General features: G+C 73.2%; 15 protein-coding genes. 7 read left to right on the forward strand and 8 right to left on the reverse strand.

The annotated features are described in order from the left end of the window. Nucleotides 1-221: 221 nt before the first annotated feature. On the reverse strand, nt 222-1,211 hold the full coding sequence (locus KME75_RS03285; RefSeq protein ID WP_219413013.1) for a hypothetical protein: 990 nt from the start codon (nt 1,209-1,211) through the stop codon (nt 222-224). 49 nt (nt 1,212-1,260) lie between these two features. Here KME75_RS03285 and KME75_RS03290 point away from each other — a divergent pair, with 49 nt between their 5' ends. After that, a complete protein-coding gene (locus KME75_RS03290; RefSeq protein WP_219413014.1) occupies nt 1,261-1,614 on the forward strand; it encodes a hypothetical protein in 354 nt (117 codons plus the stop codon). A 221-nt stretch (nt 1,615-1,835) separates the two neighbouring features. Here KME75_RS03290 and KME75_RS03295 read toward each other — a convergent pair whose 3' ends face one another. The 5 genes from KME75_RS03295 to KME75_RS03315 all read right to left on the reverse strand — a co-directional run bounded on the left by KME75_RS03295 (nt 1,836) and on the right by KME75_RS03315 (nt 6,574). Next, nucleotides 1,836-2,054, reverse strand: a complete 219-nt coding sequence (locus KME75_RS03295) for a hypothetical protein (RefSeq protein ID WP_219413015.1) — start codon at nt 2,052-2,054, stop codon at nt 1,836-1,838. A gap of 122 nt (nt 2,055-2,176) precedes the next feature. Beyond that, on the reverse strand, nt 2,177-2,827 hold the full coding sequence (locus KME75_RS03300) for a hypothetical protein (RefSeq protein WP_219413016.1): 651 nt from the start codon (nt 2,825-2,827) through the stop codon (nt 2,177-2,179). 169 nt (nt 2,828-2,996) lie between these two features. Beyond that, on the reverse strand, nt 2,997-3,851 hold the full coding sequence (locus tag KME75_RS03305; protein WP_219413066.1) for a MaoC/PaaZ C-terminal domain-containing protein: 855 nt from the start codon (nt 3,849-3,851) through the stop codon (nt 2,997-2,999). After that, nucleotides 3,851-5,188 (reverse strand): 3-oxoacyl-ACP reductase, encoded by a 1,338-nt coding sequence (locus KME75_RS03310; RefSeq protein WP_219413017.1) that lies wholly within the window; start codon nt 5,186-5,188, stop codon nt 3,851-3,853. Before KME75_RS03310 ends, KME75_RS03305 begins: the two co-directional genes overlap by 1 nt. 72 nt (nt 5,189-5,260) lie before the next feature. Next, entirely contained in the window at nt 5,261-6,574 is a 1,314-nt protein-coding gene (locus KME75_RS03315) for an acetyl-CoA C-acetyltransferase (RefSeq protein ID WP_219413018.1), read from the reverse strand. An 81-nt stretch (nt 6,575-6,655) separates the two neighbouring features. On the opposite strand from KME75_RS03315, the gene KME75_RS03320 reads away from it, so the two are divergent. Both KME75_RS03320 and KME75_RS03325 read left to right on the forward strand, forming a co-directional pair. After that, a complete protein-coding gene (locus KME75_RS03320; protein WP_219413019.1) occupies nt 6,656-7,276 on the forward strand; it encodes a TetR family transcriptional regulator in 621 nt (206 codons plus the stop codon). Beyond that, nucleotides 7,273-9,222, forward strand: a complete 1,950-nt coding sequence (locus KME75_RS03325; RefSeq protein WP_219413020.1) for an acyl-CoA dehydrogenase family protein — start codon at nt 7,273-7,275, stop codon at nt 9,220-9,222. The genes KME75_RS03320 and KME75_RS03325 overlap by 4 nt, the downstream gene beginning before the upstream one ends. A gap of 26 nt (nt 9,223-9,248) precedes the next feature. Here KME75_RS03325 and KME75_RS03330 read toward each other — a convergent pair whose 3' ends face one another. Together KME75_RS03330 and KME75_RS03335 are read right to left on the reverse strand one after the other, a co-directional pair. Then, nucleotides 9,249-10,841, reverse strand: coding sequence for an acyl-CoA synthetase (locus tag KME75_RS03330; RefSeq protein ID WP_219413021.1), 1,593 nt, complete (start codon nt 10,839-10,841; stop codon nt 9,249-9,251). 65 nt (nt 10,842-10,906) lie between these two features. Continuing rightward, the gene (locus KME75_RS03335) at nt 10,907-11,638 is read right to left on the reverse strand and encodes a YoaK family protein (RefSeq protein ID WP_219413022.1); all 732 of its coding nucleotides are present in this window, start codon (nt 11,636-11,638) and stop codon (nt 10,907-10,909) included. Nucleotides 11,639-11,757: 119 nt separating this feature from the next. Between KME75_RS03335 and KME75_RS03340 the strand changes: the two genes are divergently transcribed. The 4 genes from KME75_RS03340 to KME75_RS03355 all read left to right on the forward strand — a co-directional run bounded on the left by KME75_RS03340 (nt 11,758) and on the right by KME75_RS03355 (nt 17,013). Further along, nucleotides 11,758-13,368, forward strand: a complete 1,611-nt coding sequence (locus KME75_RS03340) for an ABC transporter substrate-binding protein (RefSeq protein ID WP_308282522.1) — start codon at nt 11,758-11,760, stop codon at nt 13,366-13,368. A gap of 1 nt (nt 13,369) precedes the next feature. Continuing rightward, the gene (locus KME75_RS03345; RefSeq protein WP_219413023.1) at nt 13,370-14,323 is read left to right on the forward strand and encodes an ABC transporter permease; all 954 of its coding nucleotides are present in this window, start codon (nt 13,370-13,372) and stop codon (nt 14,321-14,323) included. Beyond that, nucleotides 14,323-15,207, forward strand: a complete 885-nt coding sequence (locus KME75_RS03350) for an ABC transporter permease (RefSeq protein ID WP_219413024.1) — start codon at nt 14,323-14,325, stop codon at nt 15,205-15,207. The genes KME75_RS03345 and KME75_RS03350 overlap by 1 nt, the downstream gene beginning before the upstream one ends. A 75-nt stretch (nt 15,208-15,282) precedes the next feature. After that, nucleotides 15,283-17,013: a gamma-glutamyltransferase family protein gene (locus KME75_RS03355; RefSeq protein ID WP_219413068.1), complete on the forward strand. Its 1,731-nt coding sequence runs from the start codon at nt 15,283-15,285 to the stop codon at nt 17,011-17,013. The last annotated feature ends 9 nt before the right edge of the window (nt 17,014-17,022 follow it).

Here is a 17,022-nt window from a genome sequence, read left to right on the forward strand (position 1 = left end):
CGCACCCTCACAGCCCGACTCGCGCACCCTCACAGCCCGACTCGCGCACCCTCACAGCCCGACTCGCGCACCCTCACAGCCCGACTCGCGCACCCTCACAGCCCGACTCGCGCACCCTCACAGCCCGACTCGCGCACCCTCACAGCCCGACTCGCGGACATCGGTGCGCAGCGCCGCGGGCTGCGCGTGAACCGATGACCCGGCACCACCGAAGCCGTCCTCTATTCGTGAAAGAAGTCCTTGATTCTTACCGGGCAGTAACCGCGCTCCTCCCACGAGTACTCCGGATTCGTCGGAGAATGTGTGGTTGCATCGAACCGCAGGCATGGTAGGAACCGTATGCTCGACCGGCTGCAATGGAACGAGCCCGACGAGGGGGGGTGAATGACGTCGGCGTATCGCTGATTACCCGTGCATTTCGTCGTTGCCTGCTGCTCCTCGGGCTGCTCGCCGGCGTGCTCGTTCTCGCTGCTCTCGGTGCGGGCAGCGCCCACGCCGACGAGGGCGACGGCCCACTCGACGACGTGATCGACAGAGTCGACGAGCTGGGCTCCGCCCGGGAGGCGGCGCGCGATGTCACGCGGTCCCTCGTGGCCGACGCGGCTGCGGCCACGCGCGGCTTCGACCACGACACCTCGGAGCGCGACGCCTCGGCCAGGTCGGAGGCAAGCGACGCCGCGGCTGGGCACGAGACCGGCGCCGAACAACAGCACCGGGACGATGCGGTGGACGCCGTCCGCGAGGCCGTTGCCGACGCGACGGCGCCGCTCACCCGGAGCACCACACCGACGGTCGAGGCGACCCTCGATGCGGTCACCGCCCCGGCCGGCGAGGCCGTCCAGGACCTCGGCGAGGTCACGGAGTCGGTGGCCGACGCGGCCGCCCCCTCCACCCGGGCCGTCGACCAGGTCGTCGACCCCGTCGTCACAGCCGCCGAGCCGGTGGTCGAAGCCGTTGCAGCACCCGCCGCCCCCGTCGTCGAGCAGGTCGCCCGTACCGCGCAACCGCTGGTCGAAGCGGCCGCCGACGTCGCCGCGCCGGGCGAGTCGCGTCCTGGAGCCGATCGTCGGCGCTGCGGTCGAGCCGGTCGCGCCGGCCGTCGAGAACGTGATCAGGCTCCTCGCACCGGCCCTCCCACCGCTGACCGATGCCGTGGCAACGACCGTGCAGCAGCTCGCGCCCGACGCGACGCGCCACGGCGCCCGGCCCACCGCGACGGCAGCCGGGTCGGCAACCGCGCCGCCGGTACCGCCTGCGGCCTTGCCGCCGCCGGTGGTCGTCGCCGAGCACGGCAGCCCGCCGGCCCTCCGCCCCGTCCCGGATCCGGCACTGTTCGCCGCGGCCGTCGATGTGGCGGCGCGGGGCGGCCACCACGCCGTCGAGTCGTCCGACTCCGCACCCGTGTCCCCCGTGGGACAGCACGTCCCCGCGAACCTGCCTGCACCCGCCGCCCCGACCCCGTCGGTCGGCGCGGCCGGCACACCTTTCGCGCTGCAGCCGCCCGTCCTCGACGCCGTGCTCGCCGCGTTGCTCGCCGGCGCAGCCCTGCTCGCCGCCCGCGCCACGCAGCGCATGACCTGGTGGTATCCCGAAGTGGCCGTCGGCCCCGACTGATCGCGGCGCCGCCCGATCCGTTCACCGTCGGCCGTCCGGTCGCACGGGGTTTTCCGACACCACTCGCACCATTTCTTCGAGAGGCAATTTCCTCATGCGTACAAACGCACGTCGCATTCTCGCCGTGGTCGCCAGCGCGGGCCTGCTCGCCCTCGCCGGCGCGGGTATCGCCACTGCCGACAGCCGCGGTGGTGACGCGCCTCGGGCGCCGCCGGGGTCGTTCAGACGCAGGACAACTCCACGTCCCAGTCGAACACCAACCAGGCGCCGGTCTCGCAGAACAACGAGGCACGCAACTCCGGCGGGTTCGGCTCCGAGGGCGACCAGGAGATCGAGCAGGACAACTCGGTCGACTCCAGCAACACCCATGGCAACGCCAACCACACCGGCCAGCACCAGGACGGCGACGCCCACGCCACGGCCGAGGGCGGCGACGCCACCGGCGGCAAGCACCGCAAGCACGACGACTCCAGCAGCGAGGGCGGCAACGCCTCGGCTCTCTCCGAGGTCCTCCAGGACCAGGGAAACGAGACCACGCAGTCCAACAGCAACTGGGCGCCGGTCACCCAGTCCAACCCGGCCGTGAACGTCGGCGGGGTTCGGCTCCGAGGGCGACCAGGACATCGAGCAGGACAACTCGGTCCACTCCAGCAACACCCAGGGCAACAGCAACAGCACCTCGCAGAGCCAGGACGCCGAGGCCGAGGCCACGGCCGAGGGCGGCGACGCCACCGGCGGCAAGCACCGCAAGGGCGACGACTCCCGCGGCGGTGACGCCGGGGCGTTCACCATCGTCGACCAGCTGCAGGACAACAGCACCGAGCAGGAGAACGTCAACTTCGCCCCGGTCACCCAGTTCAACCCGGCGTTCAACTTCGCCAGCATCCTGAGCGAGGGTGACCAGAGCGTCGAGCAGGACAACTCGGTCCACTCCGGCAACACCCAGGGCAACAGCAACGCCACCGGCCAGCACCAGGACGGCGACGCCCACGCCAAGGCCGAGGGCGGCGACGCCACCGGCGGCAAGCACCGCAAGCACGACTCCGACAACCGCGGCGGCGACGCCGACGGCAGCGCGGTCGTCGACCAGGAGCAGAGCAACAGCACCGAGCAGGAGAACCTGAACTTCGCCCCGGTCACCCAGTTCAACCCGGCCATCAACATCGGCGGGTCCGAGGGCGACCAGGACATCGAGCAGGACAACTCGGTCCACTCCAGCAACACCCAGGGCAACAGCAACAGCACCTCGCAGAGCCAGATCGGCAAGGCGCTGTCGTCCGTGCTGGGCGGCTGACGACTGCCGGTCAGGGCCGGCCCTGACCCGCACGACACGATCGGGCCCCGGCGGCTTCCACCCGCCGGGGCCCGATCGTTTGTGTCCGCTACCCGGCTGCCGGCCGGATCGCGCCGGTCAGGTGCGTCCTTTTCCGGGAGCGGACATCCAGGTCCCACCCATCGTCCGCGGATCGGGTCCGCAGCTCGACGGTGGAGGGGAGCAGCAGCGGCCTGCCGAACGCCACGTCATAGCCGAGCGCGTCCGGGAGCCGCCCCTGCAGCGCGGCGAGCGAGCGGGCAGCCGTCCACATGCCGTGGGCGATCGCGCGCGGGAACCCGAACGCCCGCGCCGTGAGCGGGTGCAGGTGGATCGGGTTCACGTCCCCGCTGACCCGCGCGTAGCGGCGGCCGGTGCCGGCATCGACGCGCCAGGTCGCCGTGGGCGCCCCCTCGGGGACGGCGGCCGGCTCCGCCGCGGGTTCGCCCGATCCCTCCGGTGCCGTCGCCCCGCGGGCCAGGTAGGTGCTCCGCCCGTCCCACACCGGCTCGCCGTCCACGGCGACCGCGGCGACCAGGTCGACCTGTGCACCCTTCGGATGCGCGACGAACCGCTCGGCCCGCACCCGCACGTCGAGCCGCTCAGCGGCGTCGATCCGCCGGTGCACGGTGATCGCGTTGCGCACGTGCACGAGCCCGGGCAGCGGCAGCGGGAACGCCCGGTCGGCCATCAGCGCCACCTGCAGCGGAAACGCCAGCACGTGCGGGTAGGCCGGCGGGAGCGCGTCGCCGACGGCGAACCCGCACACCCGTGCGTAGCCGGCGAGGTGGTCCCGGTCGACAGCCACGTCCGCACGCGCCAGTTCCGTGCCGGGCAGCGCCGAGCCCCGGCGGCCGACCGCGCCGAGCGCGGCCTTGGCGTAGAGCGCGCCGAGCCGCGGCGGTGCGTCGAGCACGGTTCGCATCACGCCCCCAGCATGTTCTGGCCGTCGACGCGCACGACCTGGCCGGTGACGCCCGCCGACGCGGCCTGGCCGAGCCAGCCCACGGCCTCGGCGACGTCCACGGGCAGGCCGCCCTGCCGCAGGCTGTTGACCCGCCGGCCCGCCTCGCGGGTGGCGAGCGGCATCTTCGCCGTCATCGCGGTCTCGATGAACCCCGGGGCGATCGCGTTGATCGTCGCGCCCCGCTCGGCGAAGCGCGGGGCGAGCGCGCGGACCATCCCGATCACGCCCGCCTTGCTCGCCGCGTAGTTGGTCTGGCCGCGGTTGCCCGCGATCCCGCTCATCGACGAGATGCCGACGATCCGCGCGCTGTCGCCGAGCAGGTCGGCATCCGCCAGCAGCGCGTCGTTGATCGCGAGCTGGGAGCGCAGGTTGACCGCGAGGACGGCGTTCCAGCGGTCGGCGTCCATGTTCGCGAGCAGCTTGTCGCGGGTGATGCCCGCGTTGTGCACCACCACGTCGACGCGGCCGTGCCGCTCCCGCAGGTGCGCGAGCAACCGGGCCGGGGCGTTGGCGGCGGTGATGTCGAGCTGCACCGCCGTGCCGCCCGTGCGGTTGGCGACCCGGGCCAGCGCGTCGCCCGCCGCCGGGACGTCCACGGCGACGATCGTGGCGCCGTCGCGGTGCAGCGTATGGGCGATGGCCTCGCCGATGCCCCGCGCGGCACCCGTGACCACCGCGATCCGCCCGGCGAGCGGACGGGCCGGATCCCCGGGCTCGACCGGACCGACCGGCGCGCCGACCCGCACGACCTGCCCGGACACGAACGCCGAGCGGGCCGACAGGAAGAACCTCAGCGTCGACGCGAGCGCCTCCGGCCCGGCGTCCGGCGCCACGACGAGCAGGTTCGCCGTGGCCCCGGCCCGCACCTCCTTGCCCGCGGACCGGACCAGCCCCTCGAACGCCTGCGCGACGGCGGCGGCCTCGGCGTCGGTGCTTTCGGAGCCGGGGTCGGCGACCGGGCCGAGGATCAGCAGCCGCCCGGACGGCGCGAGGCGCCGCACCGCCGGGGTGAGGAACTGCTGGGCGGCCGCGAGGTCGTCGAGCGTGCGGGCGCCGGTGGCGTCCAGGACGACGGCGGCGGGCTTCTCCGCCTCGGCCGCCTCGGGCACGCCCGCCTCGGCGAGCAGTGCGCGCACGCCGTCGGCGAGCCGGCCGTTCCCGACGGCGCCGACGAGCGCGGGCGCGTCGAGCAGCGGTTGTCCGGGTGCGTACCGGCGCAGCACCGGGATCCGGGGCACGCCGAGCCTGCGGACGAGCGAGTTCTGCGACAGATCACGCAGCGTGTCGTGGGACATTCGTTCTCCTCGCCAGCGCCTCGTCGGCGAATGCCCGAGACGCTGTGTTGATTTGTGAGCTCGCAAGCTCGCTCACGCCGCCTCCAGGATCGCGACGACGCCCTGGCCGCCGGCCGCGCAGATCGAGATCAGGCCGCGGCGAGGTCGATGACCGCCTCGTGCCTCGGCAGTGGCGCCCTTCTCGTGCAGCAGCTTCGCCAGCGTCGCGACGATGCGGCCGCCGGTGGCGGCGAACGGGTGCCCGGTGGCGAGCGATGAGCCCGCGACGTTGAGCTTCGATCGGTCGATCGCGCCCAGCGGGGCGTCCAGGCCGAGCTTCTCCTTGGCGAACGCCGGGTCCTCCCACGCCTTGAGCGTGGCGAGCACCGTGGAGGCGAACGCCTCGTGGATCTCGTAGAAGTCGAAGTCCTGCAGCGTCAGCCCGTTGCGCTCCAGCAGCCGCGGCACGGAGTAGACCGGGGCGGTGAGCAGCCCGTCGTCGCCGTGCACGAAGTCGACGGCGGCCGTCTCGGCGTCCACGACATGCGCGAGCACCGGCAGCCGGTGCTCGGCGGCCCACTCGTCGGAGCCGAGCAGCACGGCGGACGCGCCGTCGGTGAGCGGGGTGGAGTTGCCCGCCGTCATCGTGGCGTTCTCGCCGCGGCCGAACACCGGCTTCAGCTTCTCGAGCTTCTCGGGCGTCGAGTCGGGGCGGAGGGTGCCGTCGCGGGTGAGGCCGAGGAACGGCGTGACCAGGTCGTCGAAGAAGCCGCGCTCGTAGGCGGCGGCCAGGTTGCGGTGGCTCGCGGCGGCGAGCTCGTCCTGCTCCTCCCGGCCGATCTGCCAGTCCAGGGCGGTGCGCGCGGCGTGCTCGCCCATGGACAGGCCGGTGCGCGGCTCGGCGTTCCGAGGGATCTCGGGGACGATCTGACCCGGCCGCAGCCCGCGCAGTGCCGTGAGGCGCGCGCCGAGCGTCTTCGCCGCGTTCAGCTCCATCAGGACGCGGCGCAGGTCGTCGTTGAGCGCGACCGGGGCGTCGCTCGCGGAGTCCACGCCCGCCGCGATGCCGCTCTCGACCTGGCCGAGCGCGATCTTGTTGGCGACGAGGACGACCGTCTCCAGCCCGGTGCCGCACGCCTGCTGCACGTCGTAGGCGGGCGTGCTGGGGGCGAGGGTGCTGCCGAGCACCGCCTCGCGGGTGAGGTCGCGGTCGCGGCTGTGCTTGAGCACGGCGCCGCCGACCACCTCGCCGAGCCGCGCGCCGGCCAACCCGAAGCGGGCGCCGAGGCCGTCGAGGGTGGCGGTGAGCATGTCGAGGTTGGACGCGCGGGCGTACGCGCCGTTCGCGCGCGCGAACGGGATCCGGTTGCCGCCGATCACGGCAGCCCTCCGCCTGTCGCTGGCCATCGGTTCCTCCCGGGGTCGGCCGTCGGTCGCAAGGTTACCCGCGAGTAGCCGATACCAAAAGTACCGGGTACTGTCGGTGCCGTGAAGCCGCGCGATCGTCGGGCCAGCCGGTGGGACGCCCACCGGCGCAGCCGCCGCGCCGAGCTGACCGACGCCGCGATCGCCGCGATCCGGGCGCACGGGGCCGGCGTGGGGATGGACGACGTCGCCGCGCAGGCCGCCACCAGCAAGACGGTCGTCTACCGCCACTTCACCGACCGCACCCAGCTCTACGTCGCCGTGTGCGCCCGGGTCGCCGAACACCTGCTCGGGCAGGTGCGCGCCGCGATGGACGCCGCCACCGGGCCGCGCGGGAAGGCCGCCGCGGGGATCGAGGCCTATCTACGGCTCATCGAGCACGACCCGGAGGTCTACCGGTTCGTCGTGCACCGTGCGCCCGCCGCCGGCCCGGTCACCGACCTCGTCTCGCTGATCGGCGACGAGGCCGCCGAGATCATCGCCGAACAACTGCGCCGCGTCGGGCTCGACCCGGCCCCCGCCGTGCCGTGGGGCCACGGCGTCGTCGGGCTCGTGCGCGCCGCGGCCGACAACTGGATCGCGCGCCCCGCCGGGATGACCCGTACGCAGCTGGCCACGCACATCACCGACCTGGCCTGGGCCGGACTCTCCGGCGTCGTGGCTCCCCAGAAGGAGGACAAGTGAACGTCGATCCCCGAGATCTCCAGCGCGTGCTCGACGGCCGCTGGGCGGCAGTGCGCGAGGAGGTCCGCACCCAGTTCGGCGACCGGTCGCTGCACCCGGACCCCGACCTGAGCACCGAGGAGTACCGCGCGCTGACGACGGCGAACCTGGGCCTGCTGGCCGAGAGCCGCCGCCCGCACCTCGGCTTCGACCCGGCCTACGGCGGCGGGGGCGATGTCGGCGGGGTGGTCACGGCGTTCGCGATGCTCGGCTACGGCGACCTGTCACTGCTGGTCAAGGCCGGGGTGCAGTGGGGCCTGTTCGGCGGCGCCGTGCAGGCGCTCGGCACTTCGCGGCACCATGACGAGTACCTGAAGCCGATCATGGACGGGGAGCTCCTGGGCTGCTTCGCGATGACCGAGACCGGGCACGGCTCGGACGTGCAGCACCTGCGCACCACCGCGACGTACGACCAGGCGGCGCGCGAGTTCGAGATCTCCACGCCGGACGCGGGGGCGCGCAAGGACTACATCGGCAACGCCGCGCGCGACGGGCGGATGGCCGTGGTCTTCGCGCAGCTGATCACACAGGGAACATCCCACGGGGTGCACGCCCTACTCGTCCCGATCCGGGATTCCGAGGGGCGGCCGCTGCCCGGCGTCACGATCGGCGACTGCGGCCGCAAGGCGGGCCTCAACGGCGTCGACAACGGCAGGCTGAGCTTCGACCGCGTGCGCGTGCCGCGGGGGGCCCTGCTCAACCGCTTCGCCGACATCGCCGAGGACGGCACGTACGAGAGCCCGATCGCGAGCGAGTCGCGGCGGTTCTTCACGATGCTCGGCACGCTCGTCCGCGGCCGGATCAGCGTGGCGGGCGGGGCGGGGAGCTCCACGCAGAAGGCGCTCGCGCTCGCGATCCGCTACGGCGCCACACGGCGGCAGTTCAGCGATCCCGCGACGGGCGAGGAGGTGGTCGTCCTCGACTACCTCGCCCACCAGCGCAAGCTGCTCCCCGCGCTCGCGACGACCTACGCGCTGCACTTCGCGCAGGCCGACCTCGTCGCGGACATGCACGAGCTGCAGGGCTTCGGCGCGGCGGGCGACGAGCGGCGGCAGCGCGACCTGGAGACGCGTGCCGCCGGGATCAAGGCGGCCGCGACCTGGCACGCCACGGCGACGATCCAGACGTGCCGGGAGGCGTGCGGCGGCGCCGGCTACCTCGCCGAGAACCTGCTCCCGCAGCTCAAGGCCGACACCGACGTGTTCACCACGTTCGAGGGCGATAACACCGTGCTCCTGCAGCTCGTCGCGAAGACGCTGCTGTCGGACTACGGGCGCCGGGTCGGGAAGCTCGACCTGCTCGGCAAGGCCCGGTTCGGGGCGCGGCTGGCCGCCGACGCGGTGGCCGAGCGCACCGGGCTGCGCGCGGTGCTGCGGCGCGGCGACGTGCGCGACCGGGCGTACCAGCGGTGGCTGCTCGTCGAGCGCGAGGAGCACCTGCTGGCGAACGCGGCGCAGCGGATGCGCAAGGCGCTCGCGCCCGGGGCCGACCAGTTCGCGGTGTTCAACGATGCCCAGGACCACCTGCTGGTGGCGGCGCGGGCCCACGTCGACCGGGTCGTGTTCGACGCGTTCGCCGCGGCCGTCGCCCGGGTGCCCGACCCCGGCGTGCGCGCGCTGCTGGCGCAGGTGCACGCCCTGTACGCGCTGTCGGTGCTCGAGGGCGACCGGGCGTTCTTCGTCGAGCACGCGTACCTGACGCTGGGGCGGGCGAAGGCCGTGACGCAGGCGGTCAACGCGCTGTGCGGACGGCTGCGCCCGCACGCCCGGACGCTCGTGGACGGCTTCGGCATCCCCGAGCCGTGGCTCGCCTGCCCCCTGCTGGACGGCGAGCACGACCCGACGGCCGCCGCCACCGACCCCGCGCCGTCCCGGGAGGAGCCGACCGACCTGGCCTCGGTGGGGTGACCCCGGCCCGAGTGGGGGGACGAGGGTCAGTGCTGCGCCAGGTCGGCGTGCTCCTCCCGCAGGGCCCGCTTGAGGATCTTGCCGCTGGGGTTCTTCGGCAGCGCGTCGGCGAGCACCACGTACTTGGGCCGCTTGTAGCCGGCCAGCCGTTCCTTCGTGTGGGCGTCGACGTGCGCCGCGGTGAGTGTCGCCCCCGGCTTGGGGACGATGACGGCGGTGACGGCCTCGATCCAGTGCGGGTGGCTGATCCCGAACACCGCCACCTCAGCAACGCCGTCCAGTTCGTAGATGGCCTCCTCGACCTCCCGGCTGGCCACGTTCTCGCCACCGGTCTTGATCATGTCCTTCTTGCGGTCGACCACCGACAGGTAGCCGTCCTCGGTCATCACGCCGAGGTCGCCGGAGTGGAACCAGCCGCCGCGGAACGCCTCGGCGGTCTTCTCCTCGTCCTCGTAGTAGCCCAGCGTGGCGTGCGGGCTGCGGTGCACGATCTCGCCGACCTCGCCCGGCGGCACGGGCTCGCCCAGCTCGTCCACCAGCATCGTCTCGACATTCAGCGCCGCCCGGCCCGCGCTGCCCGCCCGCTCCAGCTGCTCGTGCGGGCGCAGGATCGTGGCGAGCGGGGCCATCTCGGTCTGGCCGTAGAAGTTCCACAGCTGCACGTCCGGCAGCCGGCGCTGCAGCTCGCGCAGCACCTCCACCGGCATCGGCGACGCGCCGTAGTAGCCCTTGCGCAGGCTCGACAGGTCGGTCGCGTCGAAGTCCGGGTGCCGTAGCAGTGAGATCCACACCGTCGGCGGGCAGAACAGCTTCGTCACCTTCTCCCGCGCGATCGTCGCCAGCAGCGCCGCCGGGTCCGGGCCGGGCAGGATGACGCTCGAGGCGCCCAGGTAGACGTCCACGGAGAAGAAGCAGTCCAGCTGCGCGCAGTGGTACATCGGCAGCGCGTGCACCTCGACGTCGCCGGCCTCCATCCCACCGTCGACGATGCACGACACGTACTGCCCGATCAGCGACCGGGACGACAGCATCACGCCCTTGGGCCGCGACTCGGTGCCCGAGGTGTACATCAGTCGCAGCGGGTCGTCGTCGGCGACCACGACGTCCGGCGCGTCGACCGGCCCGTCCCTCCACCACGCGTCGACGTCCTCCCACCCCTCGGCCGCGGCCGCGCCGGACAGCGGGATCGCCCCGCGCACGCCGCGCTCGACACCCGCCGCCGTCAGAGCGTCGGCCGCCGTCGCCACCAGCGCGTCCTCCGCGACGATCCCCGAGGCGCCGGAGTGGCGGAGGATATAGGCGATCTCGTCGGCGGTGAGCATGAAGTTCACCGGCACCAGCACCACGCCGAGCTTCGCGGTGGCGAACGCCAGCACCGCGTACTGCCAGCAGTTGTGGGAGAGCAACGCCAACCGGTCGCCCTTGCGCACGCCGCGCCCGGCCAGCGCGTGCGCGGTGCGGTTCACCGCGACGTCGAACTCGGCGTACGTGACGCGCAGGTCGCCCGCCACCACGGCGAGCTTGTCGGGGTAGCGGCGCGCGGTGCGGTGCAGCAGGTCGCCGACGGCGTGCTGGCGGGCGCGGTCGATCGCGGCTGCGGTGCCGGGGCTGAAGGACATGCCCGGATCCTGCCGGAGGAGCGCCGCGAATTGCAGCACCCGGGGCGGAGTGGGGCGGGGGCGGCTCAGGTTGGGCGGGCCGTCAGGTGGCCCGCTACCACCACGGCGATCGTGATCACCGCCGACAGCGCCAGGCCGGCTGCCAGGTGCCACCGCAGCAGCGCGGCACCCGCGGCCGCGCCCAGCAGGATCAGCGCCACCGCACCCGCCCGCCGCCGCCACGCGGCGCCCGTGCCGCCGGCCAGCCGGGAGTCGGCGGCCAGGCCGGTGAGCGTCGAGGTGACCACCACCGTGGTGACGTCCTTGACCGCGAGCTTCCGGGCGGTCGCAGCCTGCGCGCCCATCACGAACCCGAGCGCCGCGGTGACCAGGAGCAGCGGCGCGGACACCGTGCCCGGCTCGCCCGGCTCGGCGCCGTCGATGCCGAGCAGCGCGGCGCCCACGGCGAGCGCCGCCAGCACCAGCCCGACGAGCAGCAGGAGCACCGTGGTACGGACCGTCCAGGCCGCCGGGGCACCCTTCAGCACGCGGCCCGCGGCGACGGCCCCGGCGAGGAACGCCACCAGCGCGACGACGGGGCCCAGCACCGGCAGGTCCTCCGCGCCGGCGAGCCCCATGCCGAGGATGACCACGTTGCCGGTCATGTTCCCGGTGAAGACGCGGTCCAGCCCCAGGTAGCCGACGGCGTCGATCACACCGGTGGAGAACGTGAGCGCGAGCATCAGGGCCAGCGACCAGCTGTCGCGGCGGGAGCGGACGGCTGCCCCCGCCGGTGCGGCCGCACTCGTGGACGACATCGAGGTCGACGCTCCTTAACAGAGAGGAAACATCCGCTGCGTACGGTGCGATTGTATACATCTCCCCCTCGCCGAAGGGCCGATCCGTGCACCACCCCTCGCGCCGCCGCGCCGCTCGAGTGAGCCTCGGTGTCCTGCTCGCGATCGGGCTGACCGGGTGCATCCCCGTCCAGCCGGTCGAGCCCGCGCCGCCCCGCCCCGACGTCCCGGCGGTGCCGATCGACGGGCGCCCCGTCCGCGAGGGCGGTGATCTCGTCATGGCGCTGTCCGCCGAGCCCGACCGCCTCGATCCCACGACGTCGTCGTCGCTCTACACGCGGTACGTGATGAACACGATCTGCGAGAAGCTCTACGACATCGACGCCGAGGGCGAGCTCGTCCCGCAGCTGGCCACGGCCCTGCCCACCGTCTCCGCCGACGGCCTCACGGTCACCATCCCGGTGCGCACCGGGATCTCCTTCGGCGATGGCACGCCGTTCGACGCGGCCGCGGTGGCCACGACCCTGCAGCGCCACCTCACGCTGGAGACCTCGGCGCGCAAGAGCGAGCTGGGCCCGATCAGCAGCATCGAGGTCGCGGACCCGGCCACCGTGGTCGTCCGCTACGAGCAGCCGTTCGCGCCGCTGACCGCCTCGCTCGCCGACCGCGCCGGCATGATCATGTCACCGGCCGCGATCGCGGAGCTGGGCGCGGACTTCGGGGAGTCCCCGGTGTGCGTCGGGCCGTTCCGGTTCACCGAGCGCGTGCCACAGACGTCGATCAACGTGGAGCGCGACCCGAACTACTACGACGCCGACCAGGTGCACCTCGACTCGATCACCTACCGGATCATGACGGACGCGAACATCCGCGCCGCCAACCTGCGCTCCGGCGACGTCCAGGTGGCCGACAGCATCTCCCCGCAGGACGTCGACGCCCTCCAGCAGGAGCGCGGGATCGGCGTGCTGCAGATCGGGTCGCTGGGCTACCAGGGCGTCACGTTCAACCTCGGCAATGTCAACGGCGTCGGCGAGCCGCCGGAGCCGATCGACACGCCCATCGCGTCCGATCCGCGCGTGCGGCAGGCGTTCGCGCTGTCGGTGGACCGGACGACGCTGGTCAACTCCGTGTTCAACAACTGGTTCGAGCCCGCGTGCTCGCCGATCTCCCCGGACAGCCCCTACTCGACGCCGGCGAGCGAGGCGTGCCAGCCGCACGACCCGGCCCGGGCGCGGCAGCTGCTGGCCGAGGCCGGGGTAGCCACCCCGTACCCGGTGACGATGCTCGTCAGCAACAACCCCGACACACTGCGGCTCGCCCAGGCGCTGCAGGCCAGCGTCCGCGACGGGGGCTTCGAGGTCACCATCCAGCCGGTCGAGTACTCCACGCTGCTCGACACCCAGGATCGCGGCGACTTCGAGATCCTGCAGCTCGGCTGGTCGGGGCGGATCGACCCGCACAGCAACATGTCGACCTTCCTGTCCACCGGGGCGGGCAACAACGTCGCCGGGTACAGCAACCCGGAGGTCGACCGGCTGCTCCGCGAGGCGACGCAGGTGAACGACCAGGCCGTCCGTGCCGATCTCTACGGCCAGGTGGTGGAGATCATCCAGCGGGAGCTGCCGATCCTCTACCTCTATCGGCAGCGCAACCTGACCGCCTACACCACGGATGTGGCCGGCATCGCGACCTACGCCGACGGCGTCGTGCGGCTCGGCCGGGCCGCCTTCCTCGCCGAGGAGGAAGACTGACATGGGCCGCTACCTGTTGACCCGCCTCGGCCAGGGCCTCATCACCCTGCTGCTCGCCTCGATCGTGGTGTTCGCCGGCGTGCGCGCCCTCCCGGGCGACCCCGCCCTCGCGTTGGCCGGGGAGGAGGCCACGCCCGAGATCGTGGCCGCCATCCGGGCGCAGCTCGGGCTCGACGAGCCGCTCGTCGTGCAGTACTTCCGGTTCCTGGGCAATGCGCTGACCGGCGACCTGGGCAGCTCGGTGCGCACCGGCACGCCGGTCACCGAGCTCATTGCGACGACGCTGCCGGTCACGGCGTGGCTGTCGCTCTACGCGATCGTCATCGCCGTCGTCGTCGGGATGGCGGCCGGCGTGCTGGCCGCGGTGAAGCGCGGCCGGTGGCAGGAGCTCGCCGTGAACGGCGCGTCGCTGCTGTCGCTGTCGGTGCCGAACTTCTGGCTGGGCCTGCTCGCGATCCTCTACCTCGCCGTCGGCTTCGGCTGGTTCCCGGCGTCGGGATACGTGCCGGTCACCGAGGAGCCGTTCCGGGCGCTGTGGCACCTGACGCTGCCGGCGCTGATCCTCGGCACCGGGCTGGCGGCGATCGTGATGCGCCAGACCAGGGCATCGATGATCGACGCGCTCGCGGCCGACTACGTGCGCACCGCGCGGGCGAAGGGCTCCTCGCGCAGCACCGTCATCGTCCGGTACGCGCTGCGGAACAGCCTCGTCGTCGTCGTGACGATCGTCGGCCTGCAGCTGGGCGGGCTGATCTCCGGGGCCGTGGTCACGGAGCGGATCTTCGGTCTCCCCGGCTTCGGGAAGCTCACCCTCGACAGCGTCTTCAGCCGGGACTACCCCGTGATCCAGGGGGTCGTGCTGGTCGTGACGCTCGCCTACATCCTCATCAACCTCGCGGTCGACGTCCTCTACTCGGTGATCGACCCGCGGATCCGCGTCGGAGGGACGGCCTGATGGCTCTTGTCACGCCCACCGTGGGCCCCACCGACACCGACCTCGGCAGCAGGCGCGGGCGGATCGTCAAGGGACTGCTGCGCAACCGGCTCGGCGTGGTCGGCGGCGGCATGCTGCTCGTCGTCGTGCTCGCCGCGGTGCTCGCCCCGTGGCTCGCGCCGTACCCGCCGAGCGAGGTGCACTTCGCCACCCCGTTCCAGCTGCCGCGGACCGTGGGCTTCCCGCTGGGCACCGACGACCTCGGCCGCGACATCCTGTCCCGCATCCTGTACGGGACGCGCGCATCGCTGCAGGTCGGTGTGCTCGCCGTGGCGCTGGCGATCGTCGTGGGCGCCCCGCTGGGGCTGCTCGCGGGCTACTGGCGGTGGCTGGACGGACTGATCTCGCGGTTCACCGACCTGCTGCTCGCGTTCCCGTTCCTCATCGTCGCGGTCGGTCTCGCCGCCATCAACGGCGCCAGCCTGACGAACGCGGCGATCGCGCTCGGCCTCGCGCAGGTGCCCACGATGATCCGGGTGGTGCGCGCGGAGACGCTGCGGCTCAAGGGCCACGAGTTCGTGCTCGCCGCCCGCAGCATGGACGCCTCCGGCGTGCGCATCCTCGCCACGCACGTGCTGCCCAACGCGGTGTCGTCGATCATCGTGCAGGCGACGGTGATCATGCCGGTCGCGGTGATCGGCGAGGCGCTGCTGTCGTTCCTCGGGCTCGGCATCCAGCCGCCGAGCCCGAGCCTGGGCATCATGCTGTCCGATGCGCAGCAGTACATCGTCCGGGCGCCGTACGCCGCCGTCTTCCCCGGCCTCGCGATCGTCGTGATCTGCCTGGCCTTCAACCTGTTCGGCGACGCACTGCGTGACGTGCTGAGCCCCGGCTCCCGCCGCTGACCTGAGAGGATCTTCGTGAGCTTCGTCCCGCCCGCCGAGTTCACCACCCGCCCCAACCTGCAGGGGACGTTCGGGATGTCGGCCACCACGCACTGGCTCGCCACCGCGACCGCCCAGGCCGTGCTCGAGCGCGGCGGCAACGCCGTGGACGCCGCGACCGCGGCCGGGTTCGTGCTGCACGTCGTCGAGCCGCACCTGAACGGCCCCGGCGGCGACATGACCGCGATCTTCGCGACGGCCGACGACCCCAGGCCGCAGGTGCTGATGGGGCAAGGGCCCGCGCCCGCCGCCGCCACGATCGAGCACTACCGCGGCGAGGGCCTCGACCTCGTCCCCGGCGCGGGCGGGCTCGCCGCCGCCGTCCCGGGCTCGGCGGACGCGTGGCTCATGCTGCTGCACGACCACGGCACCTGGGAGCTCGCCGACGTCCTCGCCTTCGCGATCGGCTACGCCCGCGACGGCCACCCCGTCATCGGCCGGGTCGGCAGCACGATCCAGACGGTTGCGCAGCTGTTCACCGAGCACTGGCCCACGTCGGCGGAGCTGTGGATGCCGGACGGGCGGGCGCCCCGCGAGGGCGAGATCATCCGGAACCCGGCCTACGCGCGGACCCTCGAGCGGCTGCTGGAGGCCGGTTCGGGTGCCGCGGACCGCCGCGGACGGATCGCCGCGGCCCGCAAGGAGTGGAAGGAGGGCTTCGTCGCGCGCGAGGCCGTCGAGTTCCTCCGCACCCCGCACCGGCACTCGTCGGGCACCGACCACGCCGGCGTGATCGAGGTGTCCGACTTCGCGGAGTTCTCCGCGTCGTACGAGCCCGCCCTCACCCGTGAGTTCCGTGGCACGACCGTCGCGAAGATCGGCCCCTGGGGCCAGGGACCGGTCCTGCTGCAGGCCCTCGCGATCCTCGACGGGCTGCCGGACGAGGCCATGGACCCGTCCACCGCCGCCGGCGCGCACCACGTGCTGGAGGCGCTCAAGCTGGCGCTCGCCGACCGGGACGCGCACTACGGCGAGGACATCGCCGACGGCGTGCTGGACGTGCTGCTGTCCGACGACTACGCGCGGCAGCGCCGGGAGCTGATCGGCGCCGAGGCGTCGCACGAGTTCCGGCCGGGGCGCCCCGACGGGCGCGAGCCGTTCCTGCCGCCGCTGCTGGCCGAGCCCGTGGGCGAGACCGCCGGCGTGGGCGAGCCGACGGTCGTCCTGTCCGGGGAGACCCGCGGCGACACCTGCCACATCGACGTCGTGGACCGCTGGGGCAACATCGTCTCCGCAACCCCGTCCGGCGGCTGGTTGCAGTCCTCCCCGAACATCCCGGAGCTCGGGTTCTGCCTCGGCTCGCGCCTGCAGATGAACTGGCTGGAGCCGGGTGCGCCGTCGTCGCTGGCGCCGGGCAAGCGGCCCCGCACCACGCTCACCCCCACGCTGCTGCTGCGCGACGGGAAGCCGGTGTGCGCCCTGGGTTCCCCCGGCGGCGACCAGCAGGACCAGTGGCAGCTGCTGTACCTGCTGCGCACGCTCGTCGGCGGCTACTCGCCGCAGCAGGCGATCGACGCCCCGGCCCTGCACACCACGTCGATGCCCGGGTCGTTCTGGCCGCGCACCTGGACGCCCGGGGGCGCCGTCGTCGAGGACCGGCTGGGCGAGGAAGTCATCGCCGAGCTCGAGCGCCGCGGGCACAAGATCACACGTGCGGGCGACTGGAGCCTCGGGCGCCTGTCCAGCGTCGGCCGCGACCCCGAGACCGGCGTGCTGTCGGCCGCCGCCAACCCCCGCGGCGCGCAGGGCTACGCCGCCGGTCGCTAGGAGCGAGTT

It is taken from the genome of Pseudonocardia nigra, assembly GCF_019396355.1.
GTDB classification, from domain to species: Bacteria; Actinomycetota; Actinomycetes; order Mycobacteriales; family Pseudonocardiaceae; genus Pseudonocardia; species Pseudonocardia nigra.